This is a genomic window from Mycolicibacterium lutetiense, assembly GCF_017876775.1.
GTDB classification, from domain to species: Bacteria; Actinomycetota; Actinomycetes; order Mycobacteriales; family Mycobacteriaceae; genus Mycobacterium; species Mycobacterium lutetiense.
This window is the reverse complement of sequence record NZ_JAGIOP010000001.1, coordinates 1258969-1275895: the sequence shown is the minus strand read 5'-3', so window position 1 is coordinate 1275895 and position 16927 is coordinate 1258969. Positions and strand designations below refer to the sequence as shown.

Genomic DNA, 16927 nt, shown 5'->3' with positions numbered 1-16927 from the left:
TCAGGCGCCCTTGAGCCGCACGGCCAGGTAGTCCGACACCTTGTCCAGTGCGATGCGCTCCTGGGTCATGGCGTCGCGCTCACGGATGGTGACCGCGTTGTCCTCCAGGGTGTCGAAATCGACTGTCACGCAATACGGTGTGCCGATCTCGTCCTGGCGGCGGTAGCGGCGGCCGATCGCACCGGCGTCGTCGAATTCGACGTTCCAGTTCTTGCGCAGCTCGGCAGCCAGGTCGCGGGCCTTGGGTGACAGGTCGGCATTGCGCGACAACGGCAGCACCGCGGCCTTGATCGGGGCCAGGCGCGGATCGAGCTTGAGTACGGTGCGCTTGTCCACCCCGCCCTTGGCGTTCGGGGCCTCGTCCTCGGTGTAGGAGTCGACCAGGAACGCCATCAGCGAGCGGGTCAGGCCGGCCGCGGGTTCGATCACGTACGGCACGTAGCGGGTGTCGGTCCCCTGATCGTAGAACGACAGGTCGGCACCGGAATGCTCTGAGTGCGTGGTCAAGTCGAAGTTGGTGCGGTTGGCGATGCCTTCCAGCTCACCCCAGGGGTTGCCGGCGAAACCGAACTTGTACTCGATGTCGACGGTGCCGTCGGAGTAGTGCGACAACTTCTCCTTGGGATGGTCGTACAGCCGCAGGTTGTCCCGGTTGATGCCGAGGTCGACGTACCACTGCAGCCGCGTTTCGATCCAGTACTTGTGCCATTCCGGCGCCGTGGACGGCTCGACGAAGAACTCCATCTCCATCTGCTCGAACTCGCGGGTGCGGAAGATGAAGTTGCCCGGGGTGATCTCGTTGCGGAAGCTCTTGCCGATCTGGCCGATGCCGAACGGCGGCTTCTTACGCGCGGTGGTCACCACGTTGGCGAAGTTGACGAAGATGCCCTGAGCGGTCTCTGGGCGCAGATAGTGCAGGCCGTCCTCCGACTCGATCGGTCCGAGGTAGGTCTTGAGCATCATGTTGAAGTCGCGCGGCTCGGTCCACTGCCCTTTGGTGCCGCAGTCGGGGCAGACGATCTCCGCCATCGAGACGGTGTCTGGATCCACGACGGTGTCGCGGGTGCTCTTCTTCGCGGCGTACGCCTCCTGCATGTGGTCCTGGCGATGACGCTTGTGGCAGTTCAGGCACTCCACCAGCGGATCATTGAAGACCTCGACGTGGCCGGAGGCGACCCACACCTGGCGCGGCAGGATGATCGCGCTGTCCAGACCGACGACATCGTCGCGGCCGGTGACCATGGACTTCCACCACTGGCGCTTGATGTTCTCCTTGAGCTCGACACCGAGCGGCCCGTAGTCCCACGCGGACTTGGTGCCGCCGTAGATCTCTCCGGACTGGAAGACAAGGCCACGGCGTTTCGCCAGGTTCGCAACGGTATCGATGATGGATGCCACGGTGCATCAGCGTAGCCACCCGCTCGTCGACAGCGATAATCCGGCGTGACCGCCAGGCCGGTTGACATGCAATATCGCGCATGTATTCTGGCCCGTAATGAAAACGATTTCCAATTTGGCGGAGAACCAGCACGACGACGCCCGCGAGCCCAACACTGCCCCGGCGCCCGAAATGCCTTCGCGCAACGTCCTCGCCACCGCGGGCGAGTTGCTGCGCGCACTGGCCGCCCCATTGCGTATCGCGATCGTGCTGCAGCTGCAGCAGTCGGCGCGCTGCGTGCACGAATTGGTCGACGCACTCGACGTGCCGCAGCCGCTGGTGAGCCAGCACCTGCGGATTCTCAAGCAGGCCGGAGTCGTGGCCAGCGAGCGGGCCGGCCGCGAGGTCCTCTACCACCTGGTCGATCACCACCTGGCCCACATCGTCGCCGACGCCGTGGCCCACGCCGGTGAGGATCACCCATGACGGGGGCAGTCCGGTCCACCCGGCAGCGCGCGGCGATCGCCGACCTGCTCAATGAGACCGAAGGATTCCGCTCCGCCCAGGAGCTGCACGACGAGCTGCGTCGCCGCGGCCAGGGAATCGGCCTGACCACGGTGTACCGCACCCTTCAGACCATGGCCACCACCGGGATCGTCGACACGCTGCGCACCGACACCGGTGAGTCGGTCTACCGGCGCTGCTCTGAGGACCATCACCACCATCTGGTGTGCCGAGCCTGCGGCGCGACCGTCGAGATCTCGGGCGGCCAGGTCGAGGCCTGGGCCGCCGACGTGGCCCGCGAACACGGTTTCTCCGACGTGAGCCACACGATCGAGATCTTCGGCATGTGCCGCGCCTGCGGCGACGGGGTCAACTGACCGACTTTCCACCTATGAAGCGTGGAGGCGGTCCCACGGCCGATTTTCCGCCATGGCGCTTCACACGTGGGGCAGCTAAGCCCGATCGCGTACCAGCCCGAACACGACGTCGCGAGTGAGCGGCGCCAACTCGATGTCACCGGGTGTGTGACGGTCGATCCAGGTCATCTCGGCGATCTCGGCCTGCGGCCGCGGCTCGCCGTCGAGGCTCACCAGGTACAGCCACGCATCGACGGAGTGGCCGGGTTCATTGGCGGCGGCGGCGGTGAAATGGCCGAGCTCATCAGCAGCCGCGGGATCGAATCCGACCCCGAGCTCCTCGCGGACCTCGCGGATAAGCGCCTCGATTGGCTGCTCCCCCGGCTCTATCTTCCCGCCGGGCTGCATGAACGCCGTGGTCCCACGCTTGCGGACGAGGAGCAACCGGTGGTGCTCGTCCACCACTACGGCCGCGACGATCCGGATGACCGCGCTCACGTCGGTTCCTCGCGCGAGCGCTCGTCGGCAGTCACGACATCAGGTCCCGACGCACGTCGCCGCCGGTGGCAAGCACCATGAGGATCAGGGTGCGCAGCGCGTCGTCGGTGAGTCCGGCGGCCGGGAAGTTGTAGCGCAGCATCACGTCGGCGACCTTCTTGGCCGGCCGCTTGCGCGCAGCGCCTTTGGGGGTTGCGCCGTTGGTGGGCGTCTCGACCAGCTTTTCCACCAGGACGACCGTGCCCAACATGGTCTTGCTGGCATGGTCGGACACCCGTTCGCGAATCTTGCTGTTCAGCGGCAGGTCCCAGGCCAGCGGCTGGGTCAGCGACACCAGCTCCAGGTCCTCGGCGATGGCCACCACCCGCACCGAGGCCACCGAACCGTCGACCGTCACGGTCAGCGCTTCGTCGGCTTCCTCGACGACGGACATCACCTCACCGAGTACCGACGACAACCGCTCCAGCAGTGACATTCCCCGGTCGCTGCGCTCCTGCCCGCCGGACCCGGCCATATCAAGCCCTTCCGAAGCGACGGTTGCGGTTCACGTACTCCTCGCATGCGTCCCACAGGTCGCGCCGGTCGTAATCGGGCCACAGCTTGTCCTGGAACACGAACTCGGCGTATGCCGACTGCCACAGCAGAAAGTTGCTGGCCCGCTGCTCCCCCGACGTCCGGATGAACAGATCCACGTCGGGGATGTCGGGGCGGTGCAGATGCTTGGCGAAAGACGCCTCACTGATCCGGCTCGGATTGATCTTGCCCGCGACGGCCTCGGCAGCCAGTGCTTGGGCAGCCTCGACGAGTTCGGTGCGACCACCGTAGTTGACGCAGTAGTTGACCGTGATGACGTCGTTGTCGACGGTCATCTGCTCGGCGATGTCGAACTCCTTGATGACACTGCGCCACATCTTGGGCCGCGATCCGACCCAGCGCATGTTCACGCCCATGGCGTTCAGGTTCTCCCGGCGGCGGCGCACCACCTCCCGGTTGAACCCCATCAGGAACCGGACCTCTTCGGCGCTGCGCTTCCAGTTCTCGGTGGAGAACGCGTAGACGCTCAAGTGCTTGATACCCAATTCGATGGCACCGCAGGTGATGTCGATCAGCACCGCCTCGCCCATCTTGTGGCCTTCGGTGCGGCCCAGGCCGCGCTGGGTGGCCCACCGACCGTTGCCGTCCATCACCACGGCGACGTGATTGGGCACCTGATCGGCAGGGATCCGGGGCGCGACCGCCTTGGACGTGTGTTGGGGCGGGCGGGCGAAGCGGCCGTTGGTACCGGCCGGGATTTCAGGGAAGACGACGGGCCACGTCGAGGTATCCGGGAAGACCGGATAGTCCTCAGGCGCCGGGGGCAGCTGTGGGTAGGTGGTCTTGCCCTGCTTGTCCCGCTTCAAAACCATGGACCATATCCTGCCTGACCAGCGTCGCGCGCTGTTCGGCGACTGTCCGATCGATCCGGTACGCCCGCTCGACCAGAGGCAATGTCCGCAGCTGCCGCTCCAGGTGCCATTGCAGATGCGCCGCGATCAGCCCGCTGGCCTGACTGCGATGCCCCGATGTGGATGCCTCGGCGTAGTCCCAGTCACCCTCGTGCAGCGCCGACATCAGTTCCAGTACGGGCTGGGGCGGAGTGCTGGATCCGCTGGGCCGACAGTGCACGCACACACTGCCGCCGACAGCGACGTGAAATGCCCGGTGCGGACCCGGCGCGGCGCAGCGGGCGCACTCGGTCAGCGCCGGCGCCCACCCGGCGATCGCCATCGCCCGCAGTAGGTAGGAATCCAGCACCAACTCGCGGGCCCGGCGGCCGTCGGCCACCGCACGCAACGCAGCCACCGTGAGCCGGTGCAGGTCGGGCATCGGTGCCCGCTCCTCTCCGGCCAGTCGCTCGGCGGTCTCCAGCATCGCGCAGGCACTGGTGTAGCGACCGTAATCACTGACGATGTCAGCGGCGAACGCGTCGATGGCCTGCACCTGGGTGACGATGTCGAGGTTGCGCCCCGGGTGCAGTTGCACGTCGATGTGGGCAAACGGTTCCAGCCGCGCACCGAACTTGCTGCGGGTACGCCGGACTCCCTTGGCCACCGCGCGCACCAAACCATGGTCGCGGGTGAGCAGGGTGACGATCCGGTCGGCTTCGCCGAGCTTGTGCTGGCGCAGCACCACCGCCCGGTCCCGGTACAGCCGCATCGTGACAGTGTCGCACCATGGCCGGACAGGTTCCGTTACGCACCGCCGATATTCTCGAAAGTGATGGCCAAATCTGCGACTTCCGACTCAAGCTCTGCCCGGTTTCCCACCCTGACCAATCAGCTCTACCAACTTGCCAGCGGCGCAGTCACGTCTGAGGAACTGGTAGCGCAGTCGCTGCACGCCATCTCAGCGAGCCAGTCCACCCTCAACGCGTTCCGCGTCGTGCTGACCGAGCAGGCGCTGGCCGACGCTGCCAGGGCCGACACGGCTCGCACAGCCGGCAAACAACTCCCACTGCTGGGAATCCCGATCGCGGTCAAGGACGACGTCGACGTCGCCGGGACGCCCACCCGGTTCGGCACCGATGGCACCACGCGCGTCGCCACCGACGACGCCGAGGTGGTGCGCCGCCTGAAGGCGGCCGGAGCGGTGATCGTCGGAAAGACCAACAGCTGCGAGCTCGGGCAATGGCCGTTCACCGGTGGGCCGGGGTTCGGCCACACCCGTAACCCGTGGTCGCGCAAGCACAGCCCGGGCGGCTCCTCGGGCGGCAGCGCCGCGGCCGTCGCCGCGGGCCTGGTGACCGCCGCCATCGGATCCGACGGTGCAGGCAGTGTCCGTATCCCCGCGGCGTGGACGCACCTGGTCGGCATCAAGCCGCAGCGCGGACGCATCTCCACCTGGCCGCTGCCCGAGGCGTTCAACGGGATCACGGTCAACGGGGTGCTGGCCCGCACCGTCACCGATGCCGCGCTCGTGCTCGACGCCGCATCCGGTAACGCCGAGGGTGATCTGCACAAGCCGGCACCGATCCAGGCCGCCGAATACGTCGGCCGCGCACCCGGCCCGCTGCGGGTCGCCATGTCGACGAAGTTCCCGTTCACCGGTTTCCGGGCCACCCTGCACCCCGAGATCCGCGACGCACTGCAGACCGTCGCCGATCAACTCGGACAACTGGGCCACAGCGTGGTGGAAAAAGACCCGAACTACAGCCTGCGGATGTCATGGGACTTCCTGGCCCGCTCCACGGCCGGCCTGCTGGACTGGACCGACCGACTCGGCGACGTGGCCTACGACGACCGCACCGTGGCCAACATGCGGATCGGCCGGTTGTTGTCACAGGACGTGTTGCGCAAGGCCCGGGCACACGAGGCCGCCGCGCAGCGCCGCATCTCCTGGATCTTCAACCTCGTCGACGTCATCATCGCGCCGACCACCGCCCAACCTCCGCCGCTCACACACGAATTCGACCGTCGTGGGTGGTCGGCCACCGAGCGCGCCTCGATCGCCGCCTGCCCGGTGACGTGGCCGTGGAACCTGTTGGGCTGGCCCTCGATCAACGTGCCCGCCGGCTTCACCTCCGACGGCCTGCCGATCGGCGTCCAACTGATGGGGCCCGCCGACAGTGAGCCGCTGCTGATCTCGCTGGCCGCAGAGTTGGAGGCGATCACCGGCTGGGCCGCCAAGCAACCCGAGATCTGGTGGAATGCCCCGTCGCAGACGGATGCGTCACAGGCGGCCGCCGCGATCAATACGCTTGACGGACAAGCTGGTTAGGAGCCGAGCCGGGAAATTGGTGCGATGAACGCATCAGACTCGTTGTTACGCTCAAGTGCGCGGTGTGGGGCCGCCGCGACGAAATTCGTTGAAGCTGTCGGGAGGGTCAATCGGCGTGCACACTGATGAATCCATGGGCGATACGCGGGCGCAAGCATGAGTTCGGAGGGCGGTGAGAGCAGCAAGGGGCCCAGCAAGTTCAAGGTAGGGACGCTGGCCTTTACCACCTTCAGCGACCTCAAGAAGCTCATGGAGGGCGATCCGCTGGGCGCGGTCGGTCTGCTTGGGGACGCCGGCAAGTGGTCGCAGTTGCTCGTCCCCTCAGCTATTGCCACACCGGTGATCCAAGGCGGCTTGTACGTCCTGATGGCAACCAGCGCAAGCATGGGTGAGGGTAGCCCAGATGGTGGTGGCGCCTTCAGCGACGGTGCCAAATTGTTCCAGTCCAACGGGAAGAACCTCGAGAGCGCCTACCCCACCGAGACATGGTCCGGCTCCGCTTCTGACGCCTATACGGCGCAAAACTCGCACCAGATCCAACGTGCGACAACCATGCTGGAAGCCGACAACGACATCGTGCGAATCTTGTCCACCCAGGCCCAACAGGTCGACAATGCCCGCCGTGAAGTCGACTGGGCGTCAAAAGGTTTGGCCGCGGTGATTCCGGTGGCAATGGCACTGGAAGCCACCGTCTTGGGAGCCCCGGAGTCAATTGCGCTCCAGATCGCTGCGGTAGCGACAGCGAGCGGATTCGCCGGCCTCACGGTTGGCAACCTGATGAACTACGTGCAAGACAATGCCGCGCAGATACGCGAAGCCACCGAGAAGTACCGCCAGGTGGGCGCGGCGCCATCAACGGGTTCAACTGCGTCACCGTCTGACTCGGGCAGCCAGACTGAGCCCGACAACCCGGGCACTCCGCCCGTACCAAGCAACCCCGGTAGCCCGGGCGGACCCACAAGCACTGGGGATTCAGGGGGCCAATCCGGCGACGGATCAGGCAGCGGATCAGGCAGCGGCAGCGGCGGTGGATCAGGTGCCGGCAGCGGGTCACCGGCGACGCCGACGATGCCCAGCACGACGGGCATGCCTTCCGGCGCCACGAACGCCGCGAGCACTGGCGCCGGAATGGGCGGTATGCCATCGCTTCCTCAGATGGGTGGCGGTTCCGGCAGCGGCGGCGGTGGCATACTCGGCGGTCTCGCGGGTGCCGCAGGACAGGTTGCCCAGGCCGTGACTCAGGCAGTACAGCAAGCCGATCAGCAGGAACCAAACGAGGAGAAAGTCGGCGAGACCGGTGACGGCCAGCCCGAAACCGTCTCCGAACAATCCGGTGCCGCGGCAGGTGCCGAATCGCACGCCGGTCGTGCGCCGATCCACGCTTCATTCGACACCGGAGCCACGAATGCGGCCGTCCCACAGCATCTCCCGACCGGACTGTAACCGCGAAAGGATCAATTCATGTCTGGCGAATTGACAGTTCTCACCTCGGACCTCCGACAGATTTCGACCATCCACGACACGGCCGCGGCGGGATTCTCCGCGGCCGGCGATACGACATCGTTTGTGGAATGGAAAGTGCTGGCAACACACGGCCCGATCTGCTGGTCCTCCCAACAAGCCCTGTGCGAAGCGAACGAAGCCCGCAAATCCGCCTCCGAAACGATGATGAACACGTCCAACGACCTGGCCGAAAAGCTGACGACGGCAGCCTCCCAGTACGACCAGACCGACACGCAGGAGTCCGGCAACCTCGGCCGGACCATGCACTGCTGATCACATGACCGATCACACCTGGGACGATGACGATCCCGATGACGAACAATTCCCGAGCGACCTCGATGCACTCGGTTTCGATGACGACGGGCAGAGCCATGAAAACCACGACGACTGGTCAGGGCTCGACGCGTTAGCTGTCGACGAAACCCCCAGCGGCCCAACGGCTGATGCGCTTGCACCCATGCCCGATCACGATGACTCCGACGATACGTCGGGGCCTGTCACCTTCGGAGTAACCAACCCCGCCGGGACGATCACCGCACAAGCCACGATCTCAGGCGCGATCAACCGGGTCGAGTTGTCCTCGTCCATAACCTCGATGACCGAGTCGGGCCTCGCCCGCGACATCATGGCCACTGCGAAGCTGGCCAACATACAGGGTCGAGCAATTCAGCGCGCGATGGTCCAGAGCCTGCTCATGTATCAGGGGATGGATCAGGACGTCGCAGCACAGTTCATCGACAACATGATCGACCTGCCCACACCTGCCCAAGCCGAGGCGGCCCAGGCTGAGGCGATGGCCGCATATCTGCGAGACGACCACTGATCGGCCCGGGTTGTTCAGTCATATAGGATTTTTCAGGCGATCGAATAGCGCAAGGGGAGCAGCGCAGTGAGCTATCCGGATCCGTACCACCCCCAGCAGCAACCTTCGCCCGGGCCCTATCCGCCCGGAGCGCCTGGACCCCAGGGATACGGTTACCCGCCCAACGGTGGCTACCCACCCGCTCAGCCTTATGGCGCACAGCCACACCCCCCGTATTACCCACCGCCGCCCGTCCCTCCTCAGCCAGAGGCCAAGCGGGACAACGGTAACTCGCGGGGTTGGCGGATCATGGACGACCTGTTGAGTCTCGTCAGCGGCTCCTCGGAACGGGGCAGTACCGCACGCGACCGTGTCAAGACCCAGCTGATAATCATCGGCGTCGCTCTTGTCGGGTTCGCGATTCTGATGCTGGTTGTGGTGTTGATTTAGGTCGCCATGGCCGCGCAGCACAGTTCATCGACAACATGATCGATCTGCCCACACCTGCCCAAGCCGAGGCGGCCCAGGCCGAGGCGATGGCCGCATATCTGCGAGACGAACACTGATCGTCAGCAGACGCGTTGACAATGGCCGGGGCGGCAGTGCTGATCGGCCCCAATTGGTCGGCCATGTAAGATTTTTGCACGCTATTGAAAGGGCAAGGGGAGTACCGCAATGAGCTATCCGGATCCGTACCACCCCCAGCAGCAACCTCCACCAGGGCCGAATCCGCCCGCGCCACCGCCGCCGCCCGGACCCTACGGATACGGTTATCCGCCCAACGCTTCACCCAACGGCGGTTACCCGCCCGCTCAGCCTTACGCCGCCCAACCGCAAGCCTCGTATTACCCACTGCCGCCCGTCCCCCCTCAGCCTGCCGCCAGGCAGGACGACGGAAATTCGCGGGTTTGGCGGATTCTGGACAACCTGATGTTCTTCGCCACCGACGCCTCATCGCAAGGCTTAGGCAACACCGCACGAGACCGCGTCAAGACCTCTCTCATGATCTTCGGCATCATCTTTGTCGCGATAGCGATCCTGATCGCGGTTCTCGTGGTGATGAGTAAATAGCGAGGCGCGGTGCCACCCGCACCGAGATCATCACGCTCGACCGCCAAGCCAGTCAGAACCCCAGGCGCCCAAGCTGCTTCGGATCACGCTGCCAGTTCTTGGCGATCTTGACCCGCAGCTCGAGATAAACCTTTGTGCCGAGCAGCTTTTCGATCTGGGTGCGGGCGGCTGTGCCGACCTCACGCAGGCGGGCGCCGCCCTTACCGATGACGATGCCCTTCTGGCTGTCACGCTCGACGTAGAGGATGGCGCGCACGTCAATGAGGTCGTCTCGGTCTTGCCTTTCCTCGACCTCCTCGATAACGACGGCCAGCGAGTGCGGCAATTCGTCGCGCACGCCTTCGAGGGCGGCCTCGCGGATGAGCTCGGCCATCAGTACTTCCTCGGGCTCGTCGGTCAGCTCACCGTCGGGGTAATAGGCAGGACCCGGCGGCAGTTTGGCGACGAGGACATCGGTGAGCACATCGAGTTGTTCGCCCGCGGTGGCCGACACCGGCACGATGTCGGCGTCCGGCCCCAGGAGTTCGCTGACGGCCATCAACTGTTCGGCGACCCGGTCCTTGGGCACCTTGTCGGTCTTGGTGACGATGGCGATCAGCGTGGTCCTGGGTGCCACCGCCCGGATCTGCTGATAGATCCAGCGGTCACCGGGGCCGATGCGCTCATCGGCGGGGAAACACATACCGATCACGTCCACCTCAGAATAGGTGTTCTTGACCAGCTCGTTGAGCCGTTGCCCGAGCAATGTGCGCGGACGGTGCAGCCCCGGGGTGTCTACCAGGATGATCTGGAAGTCCTCGCGGTGCACGATGCCACGGATGGTGTGCCGGGTGGTCTGCGGCCGGTTCGAGGTGATCGCGACCTTCTGCCCCACCAATGCATTGGTCAGCGTCGACTTGCCGGTGTTGGGCCGGCCGACGAAACAGACGAAGCCGGAACGGAATTCAGTCATACCGGGGCTCCTGCCAGGTCGGTGACGATCACCACGGCGTCGGCGGACAGTTCCCGCACGGCGACGACGCCTGCGTCGTCGGCGGAGCCGCCCACCAGCACCGCGGCCTCCAGCCCGGTGGCACCGCTGGACACCGCAGCGGCCACTGCCGACTGCAACGCGGTCAACTGGAACGCGGCGAGGTTCACCGGGGCACCTGCGTAGGTACGGCCGTCCTGGTCGCGCACCGCCGCACCGGTGGAAGCCTCGGCGCGGCCCATCGCGCCGCGGGCCAGCACCACCAGCTTGTTGTCTTCTGCGTCGAGCTCACTCATCTGTATCTCGGGTCTCCTGTTTCTCGGATTCAGCCGGGCTGACCAGAACTGTGCCGATCCGCACCCGTCCGCGGTGGTCGGAACCGCCCTCGGCGCGCAACCGCAGGCCTTCCCACATGACTTCGGCTCCGGGCAGCGGCACGCGTCCCAGCTCGAACGCAACCAGACCGCCGACGGTGTCCGGTTCCAGGTCTTCGTCAGGCTCCCTGCCGTAGAGCTCACAGAGGTCTTCGATCGGTAGCCTCGCCGACACGCGGTACTCGTGATCACCGAGGTCCTCCACCGGAACGACCTCGCCGACGTCGTACTCATCGACGATCTCGCCCACGATCTCCTCAAGCACGTCCTCGATGGTGACCAGACCGGCGATCGCGCCGTACTCATCGACGAGCAGCGCCATGTGGTTGCGGTCGAGCTGCATCTCCTTGAGCAGCTCGTCGAGTGGCTTGGAGTCCGGGACGAATACTGCCGGACGCATCAACTGCGCCACGTTGGTGTCGCTGCCGCCGTTGGTCGAGTAATAGGTCTGCTGGACAAGGTCTTTCAGGTAGACCACGCCGACGATGTCGTCGACGTTCTCGCCGATCACCGGGATGCGGGAATGTCCGCTGCGCACCGCCAACGACGTCGCTTGACCCGCTGATTTGTCACTTTCGATCCACACCATCTCGGTGCGCGGCACCATGACCTCGCGGGCCGGGGTGTCGCCGAGTTCGAACACCGACTGAATCATCCGGCGTTCCTCGTCGGCCACCACGCCGCGCTGCTGCGCCAGGTCGACGACCTCACGCAACTCGATCTCGGAGGCGAACGGCCCGTTGCGGAAACCGCGGCCGGGAGTCAGCGCGTTACCGATCAACACCAGCAGGCGGCTGATCGGCGCGAGTAGCACCGAGATCGCCTGCAGCGGTAAGGCTGAGATCAGCGCGATGGAGTAGGCGTTCTGCCTGCCGACCGTGCGGGGACCGACGCCGATGACCACGAAACTCGTCACCACCATGATCGCGGCGGACGCCACCAGGCCCCATCCGACGCCGAGATGCCCGTCGAGATAGGACGCCAGCAGCACGGTGGCGGTGATCTCGCAGGTAATGCGGAGTAGTACAACAAGATTGATGTAGCGGGGCCGCTCGGCGACTACGCGGCTCAGCCGCGCGGCACCCGGACGCTCCTCGCGGACCAGCTCCTCGATCCGCGCGATCGAGACCGTGGACAGGGCGGCATCGATGGCGGCGAAAAGGCCACCGAACCCGACCAGCACCACGGCGCCGAGCAGCGGAAGTATGCCGGTCACGATTCGTCGAAATATCGGGACTTGTCCAGCAACCGCTGGTCTTTCTCGCTCTGACGGTCGGTGTGATAGGCCTCGACCTGATCAGCCACCCACTCCTCGAGGAGCTGACGCTGCAGCGCGAACATCTCCTTCTCCTCGTCCGGTTCGGCGTGGTCGTAGCCGAGCAGATGCAACACACCGTGCACCGTCAGCAGCGCCAACTCCTGACCGAGCGAGTGCCCGGCGTTGGCGGCCTGCTGCTCGGCGAATTCCGGGCACAGCACGATGTCACCGAGCATCGCCGGACCCGGCTCGGGCGCATCCGGCCGGCCCCCGGGCTCCAGCTCATCCATCGGGAAACTCATCACATCGGTGGGACCGGGCAGGTCCATCCACCGCATGTGCAGGTCGGCCATCGCCGCACTGTCCAGCAGCACCATCGACAACTCAGCCGCCGGGTGCACGTCCATCTTTGCGATGACGAAGCGCGCGACGCTGATCAGCTCGTCCTCGGAGACATCGATGCCCGACTCGTTGGATACCTCGATGCTCATCTACGCGGCCGCCCGTTCGATGAACGGCGTTGGGAACGGTTGAGCAATGCCGGCTCCTCATGTCGGGCGTACGCGTCGACGATCTCCGACACCAGGCGGTGTCGGACCACGTCGGCGCTGGTGAGCTCGGCGAAGTGGATGTCATCGAGCCCGTCGAGGATGTCCATCGCAGCCCGCAGGCCCGATCGCGCCCCGCCGGGCAGATCGACTTGCGTGATATCGCCGGTGACAACGATTTTCGAGCCGAACCCCAGGCGGGTCAGGAACATCTTCATCTGCTCGGCGGTGGTGTTCTGCGCCTCGTCGAGAATGATGAACGCGTCATTGAGGCTTCTCCCGCGCATGAACGCCAGCGGCGCGACCTCGATCACCCCGGCTGCCAACAGGTTCGGAATGGCAGCCGGATCCATCATGTCGTGCAGCGCGTCATAGAGCGGCCGCAGATACGGGTCGATCTTCTCGGTCAATGTGCCGGGCAGAAAACCAAGGCGCTCACCGGCTTCCACTGCGGGCCGGGTCAGAATGATTCGGTTGACCTGCTTGGACTGCAGGGCACTGACCGCCTTGGCCATCGCCAGGTAGGTCTTGCCGGTACCGGCCGGGCCGATGCCGAACACGATGGTGTGCGCGTCGATGGCGTCGACGTAGCGCTTCTGGTTGAGCGTCTTGGGCCGGATGGTCTTACCGCGGCGGCTCAGGATGTCGAGCGTGAGCACCTCGGCCGGTGACGCGTCCTCGGTACCGGTCAGGATCGCGACGCTGTGGCGCACCGCTTCAGCAGTCACCGCCTGCCCGCGGGAGGCGACGGCAATCAGCTCGGCGACGACGCGCTCGGCGAGCGCGACGTCAGCGGGCTCGCCGGTGAGGGTGATCTGATTGCCGCGGGCGTGAATGTCGGCGATCAGAAGTCTTTCGAGTGCCCGCAGATTCTCATCGGCGGAGCCGAGCAGGCCCACGATGATGTCGGGCGGAACAGTGATGCTGCTGCGGACCGATTCCGATGGGGTGGCCGACGTGTCAGCGGTCGTGTCGCGGGGCGTCACGTGGAGTTTGTGCCTGCTTTCGTGTTCTCGTAACGGCTGGCTGCCGTCGTACTGTTGCCAGTTTACCGCTGGTCAACAACACGCCCCAATGGTTGAGCGGGCCGGCGGCGATCAGCGCGTCACGGTTGGCGAGCCGGACCCGCCGACCGAGTAAACGCACAGGTCAACGAGGTGATGTGGGGCGGCTAGCCATCGAATTCCGCCAACTTGGCCGCCACGGCGTCACCGTCGGGAGCGGCGTACATCTTCTGAGACCGGCGATCGTACGAGGCGATGAACGGACAGGAGCCGGCAGTACCTGACACTGTTCCCAGGTCCCGGATGACCTTGCCGGTCTTGGCCTCGCGGAGTTCGATCCCGTATTCGGCGGAGTAGTAGTCGACGGTGATGCTGTTCCCGTCATCGTCATAGTCGCACGACGTGGATTTCGCCTCGCTACCCTTCGTTCGCTCCAGACAGGCGACCGCGTTGATCTCGGAAAACTCGTCGGACCCGGCCCATTTGTCGGAAGGGACCGGCAACCAGGTTTCGTCCATGATTCCGAGACCTTCGTAGAAGGCCGCGATGTTGTAGGGCTTGCCGTATTCCGGGGCGGTGCTGATCCGGTCGTTCTCGCAGACAGCGGAAAAACTGGACGCCGAGTAGGCAGTCCGGTCTTGCCCCTCATCAGCCACCTTGAAGAGCCCGTAGCCCACCAAGGCGAGCATCGAGACGCTCAGGACAACCACGATGCCGACGATCACCTTGCCGAGTCCCGATTTCTTCGGCGCAGGTGGCGGTCCGACCGGAGGCCAGTTCGGTGGCTGACCGTACGAGGGCGGCCCGCACGGGCTCGGACCACCCGGCGCGCCGGGCCACTGTTGCGGTTGTGGTGGCGGCCAGTACGGGGGCTGCTGCCCGTAGGGCGACGGCGAGCCTTGGGGCGGCTGGCCCTGGGGCGGCAAACTCACGATTGGAGCGTAATGCGAATCCGGCCGTACCGAGGGTGCTAGATACCGAGGGCGCTAGATTTCCCAGCGCGCAGTGAGCGCACCGATCGCCCCCAGCGCCACGGCCGCGGCCGTCGACGTCCGCAGGACAGTCGGGCCCAGGCGGACGGCCTTCGCTCCCGCCGCGGCGAAAGCGGCGATCTCCTCATCGGCGATGCCACCTTCGGGCCCGACGATGAGCATCAGTGAATCTGCTTGGGCCAGAGGCAGTTCGGCCAAAGGCTCGGCGGCTGATTCGTGCAACGCCAGCACCACCGCACCACCGGCCACGGCGTCGGCGACACGCTGGGTCAGTGCAGCCGTGGAGACCACGCCCTCGACGGCCGGGACGTACGCCCGCCGTGACTGGCGGGCCGCCGAGCGGGCCACCGCCTCCCAGCGCCGCAGGCCCTTTTCCACCTTCGGGCCCTCCCAGCGGGCCACACACCGAGTCGCCTGCCAGGCGACAAAGCCGTCCGCACCGGCCTCGGTGGCCAGCTCGACGGCCAACTCTGAGCGATCCGACTTGGGCAGCGCCTGAACCACGGTGACAGCCGGGCGCGGCGCCGCGATGGCGACCCGCTCGGTCACCGTCGCCGACAACCGGCCCTTGGCGGTGTCCGCGACGACGCAATGGGCCAGCGTCCCGGCGCCGTCGCTCAGATCGATCTGCTCGCCGACGCGGATGCGGCGCACATTGGACGCGTGGAAGCCCTCGTCGCCGTCGACGACGGCGAGCTCCCCCGCGCCCGGCAGCGCGTCGACGTAGAAAAGCGCTGCACTCACAGCGTCAGCGGCCGGAGAATGTCTCACGCAACCGGCTGAACAACCCGCCGGAACTCGCCGAGGACTGCGTCGAACGTACCTCCGCCACATCGCGGCCGCGGTTTTCCTTCAGCTTGCGCAGCAGGTCGATATCGCTGCTTTCCAGCCGTGACGGCACCACCACATCGATATGGGCATGCAGATCACCGCGCACCCCGGAACGCAGATGCGGCATGCCGTGGCCGCGCAATGTGGTCACCGCGCCGGGCTGTGTGCCCGCCGGGATGGTCAGCTCGGTGGGTCCGTCGAGGATCGCGTCGACGGTGACCGCGGTGCCCAGCGCAGCGTCGACCATCGGCACCGAGATCGTGCAGTGCAGATCGTCACCGTCGCGGACGAAGATCTCGTGCTGCTTCTCGTGGACCTCGACGTACAGATCGCCTGCGGGTCCGCCGCCCGGTCCGACCTCGCCCTGCGCGGCCAGCCGCACCCGCATGCCGTCGCCCACACCGGCCGGGATCTTCACGCTGATCTCACGGCGGGCGCGCACCCGGCCGTCACCGCCGCAGCGGTTGCACGGATCAGGGATGACTTCACCGATTCCCCCGCAGACGGGGCACGGACGGGTCGTCATCACCTGACCGAGTAGCGAGCGCTGCACGGTCTGGATCTCGCCCCGACCGTCACAGGTATCGCAGGCGACCGGCGTGGACTTGCCGTTGGTGCCTTTGCCCTGACACAGATCGCACAGCACCGCGGTGTCCACGGCCACCTGCTTGGTCACGCCGGTGGCGCACTCCTCGAGGTCCAACCGCATGCGCAGCAGTGAATCCGCACCGGGCCGGACCCGGCCGATCGGCCCGCGTGAGGCGGTTCCACCACCGAAGAACGCCTCGAACACGTCGCCGAGCCCACCGAACCCGCTGAAGCCGCCGGGCGCTCCACCGACCGATTCCATCGGGTCGCCGCCCATGTCCACGATGCGACGCTTCTCCGGATCCGACAGCACCTCGTAGGCGACCTGGATCTCGGTGAACCGGCTCTGGGCTTCCTCGTCGGGGTTGACGTCGGGGTGCAGCTCACGCGCCAACCGCCGATAGGCGCGTTTGATCTCTGAATCGCTCGCGCCCTTGCTCACTCCGAGCAAGCCGTAATAATCGCGTGCCACGCTGATTTGCCTGACCTTTCTA

The 16927-nt window shown here is 65.9% G+C and carries 21 protein-coding genes; 8 read left to right on the top strand and 13 right to left on the bottom strand.

What is annotated here, in order from left to right; genetic code table 11:
• A complete protein-coding gene (locus JOF57_RS06095; RefSeq protein ID WP_209914787.1) occupies positions 1-1398 on the bottom strand; it encodes a glycine--tRNA ligase in 1398 nt (465 codons plus the stop codon).
• A 97-nt stretch (positions 1399-1495) separates the two neighbouring features.
• On the opposite strand from JOF57_RS06095, the gene JOF57_RS06090 reads away from it, so the two are divergent.
• Complete coding sequence (locus tag JOF57_RS06090; RefSeq protein ID WP_209914784.1) at positions 1496-1864, top strand: ArsR/SmtB family transcription factor; 369 nt, start codon at positions 1496-1498, stop codon at positions 1862-1864.
• On the top strand, positions 1861-2259 hold the full coding sequence (locus JOF57_RS06085; protein WP_209914782.1) for a Fur family transcriptional regulator: 399 nt from the start codon (positions 1861-1863) through the stop codon (positions 2257-2259). Before JOF57_RS06090 ends, JOF57_RS06085 begins: the two co-directional genes overlap by 4 nt.
• Before the next feature lie 75 nt (positions 2260-2334).
• On the opposite strand, the gene JOF57_RS06080 is transcribed toward JOF57_RS06085, so the two are convergent.
• From JOF57_RS06080 to recO, 4 genes are read right to left on the bottom strand one after another with little or no spacing between them, the layout of a single operon-like run.
• The gene (locus tag JOF57_RS06080) at positions 2335-2736 is read right to left on the bottom strand and encodes an NUDIX hydrolase (RefSeq protein ID WP_209914779.1); all 402 of its coding nucleotides are present in this window, start codon (positions 2734-2736) and stop codon (positions 2335-2337) included.
• Positions 2737-2767: 31 nt separating this feature from the next.
• Entirely contained in the window at positions 2768-3211 is a 444-nt protein-coding gene (locus JOF57_RS06075) for a hypothetical protein (protein ID WP_209915858.1), read from the bottom strand.
• Positions 3212-3251: 40 nt separating this feature from the next.
• Positions 3252-4142, bottom strand: a complete 891-nt coding sequence (locus JOF57_RS06070; RefSeq protein WP_209914776.1) for a decaprenyl diphosphate synthase — start codon at positions 4140-4142, stop codon at positions 3252-3254.
• Positions 4081-4932: a DNA repair protein RecO gene (recO, locus tag JOF57_RS06065; protein ID WP_209914773.1), complete on the bottom strand. Its 852-nt coding sequence runs from the start codon at positions 4930-4932 to the stop codon at positions 4081-4083. The genes JOF57_RS06070 and recO overlap by 62 nt, the downstream gene beginning before the upstream one ends.
• Positions 4933-4995: 63 nt before the next feature.
• Between recO and JOF57_RS06060 the strand changes: the two genes are divergently transcribed.
• The 6 genes from JOF57_RS06060 to JOF57_RS06035 all read left to right on the top strand — a co-directional run bounded on the left by JOF57_RS06060 (position 4996) and on the right by JOF57_RS06035 (position 9868).
• Positions 4996-6492: an amidase gene (locus tag JOF57_RS06060; protein WP_209914770.1), complete on the top strand. Its 1497-nt coding sequence runs from the start codon at positions 4996-4998 to the stop codon at positions 6490-6492.
• Between the two features lie 156 nt (positions 6493-6648).
• Complete coding sequence (locus JOF57_RS06055) at positions 6649-7935, top strand: EspA/EspE family type VII secretion system effector (protein WP_209914767.1); 1287 nt, start codon at positions 6649-6651, stop codon at positions 7933-7935.
• A gap of 18 nt (positions 7936-7953) precedes the next feature.
• Positions 7954-8268 carry an ESX-1 secretion-associated protein gene (locus tag JOF57_RS06050; protein ID WP_209914764.1) on the top strand — a complete coding sequence of 105 codons (315 nt, stop codon included), beginning with the start codon at positions 7954-7956 and terminating at the stop codon, positions 8266-8268.
• 4 nt (positions 8269-8272) lie between these two features.
• Positions 8273-8818 carry a hypothetical protein gene (locus tag JOF57_RS06045; protein WP_209914761.1) on the top strand — a complete coding sequence of 182 codons (546 nt, stop codon included), beginning with the start codon at positions 8273-8275 and terminating at the stop codon, positions 8816-8818.
• Between the two features lie 288 nt (positions 8819-9106).
• On the top strand, positions 9107-9247 hold the full coding sequence (locus tag JOF57_RS06040) for a hypothetical protein (protein ID WP_209914758.1): 141 nt from the start codon (positions 9107-9109) through the stop codon (positions 9245-9247).
• A 225-nt stretch (positions 9248-9472) separates the two neighbouring features.
• Positions 9473-9868, top strand: a complete 396-nt coding sequence (locus tag JOF57_RS06035) for a hypothetical protein (RefSeq protein WP_209915948.1) — start codon at positions 9473-9475, stop codon at positions 9866-9868.
• A 52-nt stretch (positions 9869-9920) separates the two neighbouring features.
• On the opposite strand, the gene era is transcribed toward JOF57_RS06035, so the two are convergent.
• The 8 genes from era to dnaJ all read right to left on the bottom strand — a co-directional run bounded on the left by era (position 9921) and on the right by dnaJ (position 16905).
• Entirely contained in the window at positions 9921-10820 is a 900-nt protein-coding gene (gene era, locus JOF57_RS06030) for a GTPase Era (protein WP_209914755.1), read from the bottom strand.
• Positions 10817-11134, bottom strand: coding sequence for a cytidine deaminase-like protein (locus JOF57_RS06025; RefSeq protein ID WP_209914752.1), 318 nt, complete (start codon positions 11132-11134; stop codon positions 10817-10819). Before JOF57_RS06025 ends, era begins: the two co-directional genes overlap by 4 nt.
• Positions 11127-12428, bottom strand: a complete 1302-nt coding sequence (locus JOF57_RS06020) for a hemolysin family protein (protein WP_209914749.1) — start codon at positions 12426-12428, stop codon at positions 11127-11129. The genes JOF57_RS06025 and JOF57_RS06020 overlap by 8 nt, the downstream gene beginning before the upstream one ends.
• Complete coding sequence (ybeY, locus tag JOF57_RS06015; protein WP_209914747.1) at positions 12425-12961, bottom strand: rRNA maturation RNase YbeY; 537 nt, start codon at positions 12959-12961, stop codon at positions 12425-12427. Before ybeY ends, JOF57_RS06020 begins: the two co-directional genes overlap by 4 nt.
• A complete protein-coding gene (locus JOF57_RS06010; protein WP_209914743.1) occupies positions 12958-14004 on the bottom strand; it encodes a PhoH family protein in 1047 nt (348 codons plus the stop codon). Before JOF57_RS06010 ends, ybeY begins: the two co-directional genes overlap by 4 nt.
• A gap of 185 nt (positions 14005-14189) precedes the next feature.
• Complete coding sequence (locus JOF57_RS06005; RefSeq protein WP_209914740.1) at positions 14190-14954, bottom strand: hypothetical protein; 765 nt, start codon at positions 14952-14954, stop codon at positions 14190-14192.
• A 54-nt stretch (positions 14955-15008) separates the two neighbouring features.
• Entirely contained in the window at positions 15009-15758 is a 750-nt protein-coding gene (locus tag JOF57_RS06000) for a 16S rRNA (uracil(1498)-N(3))-methyltransferase (RefSeq protein WP_209914737.1), read from the bottom strand.
• 4 nt (positions 15759-15762) lie between these two features.
• Positions 15763-16905, bottom strand: coding sequence for a molecular chaperone DnaJ (dnaJ, locus tag JOF57_RS05995; protein ID WP_209914735.1), 1143 nt, complete (start codon positions 16903-16905; stop codon positions 15763-15765).
• Between the last annotated feature and the right edge of the window lie 22 nt (positions 16906-16927).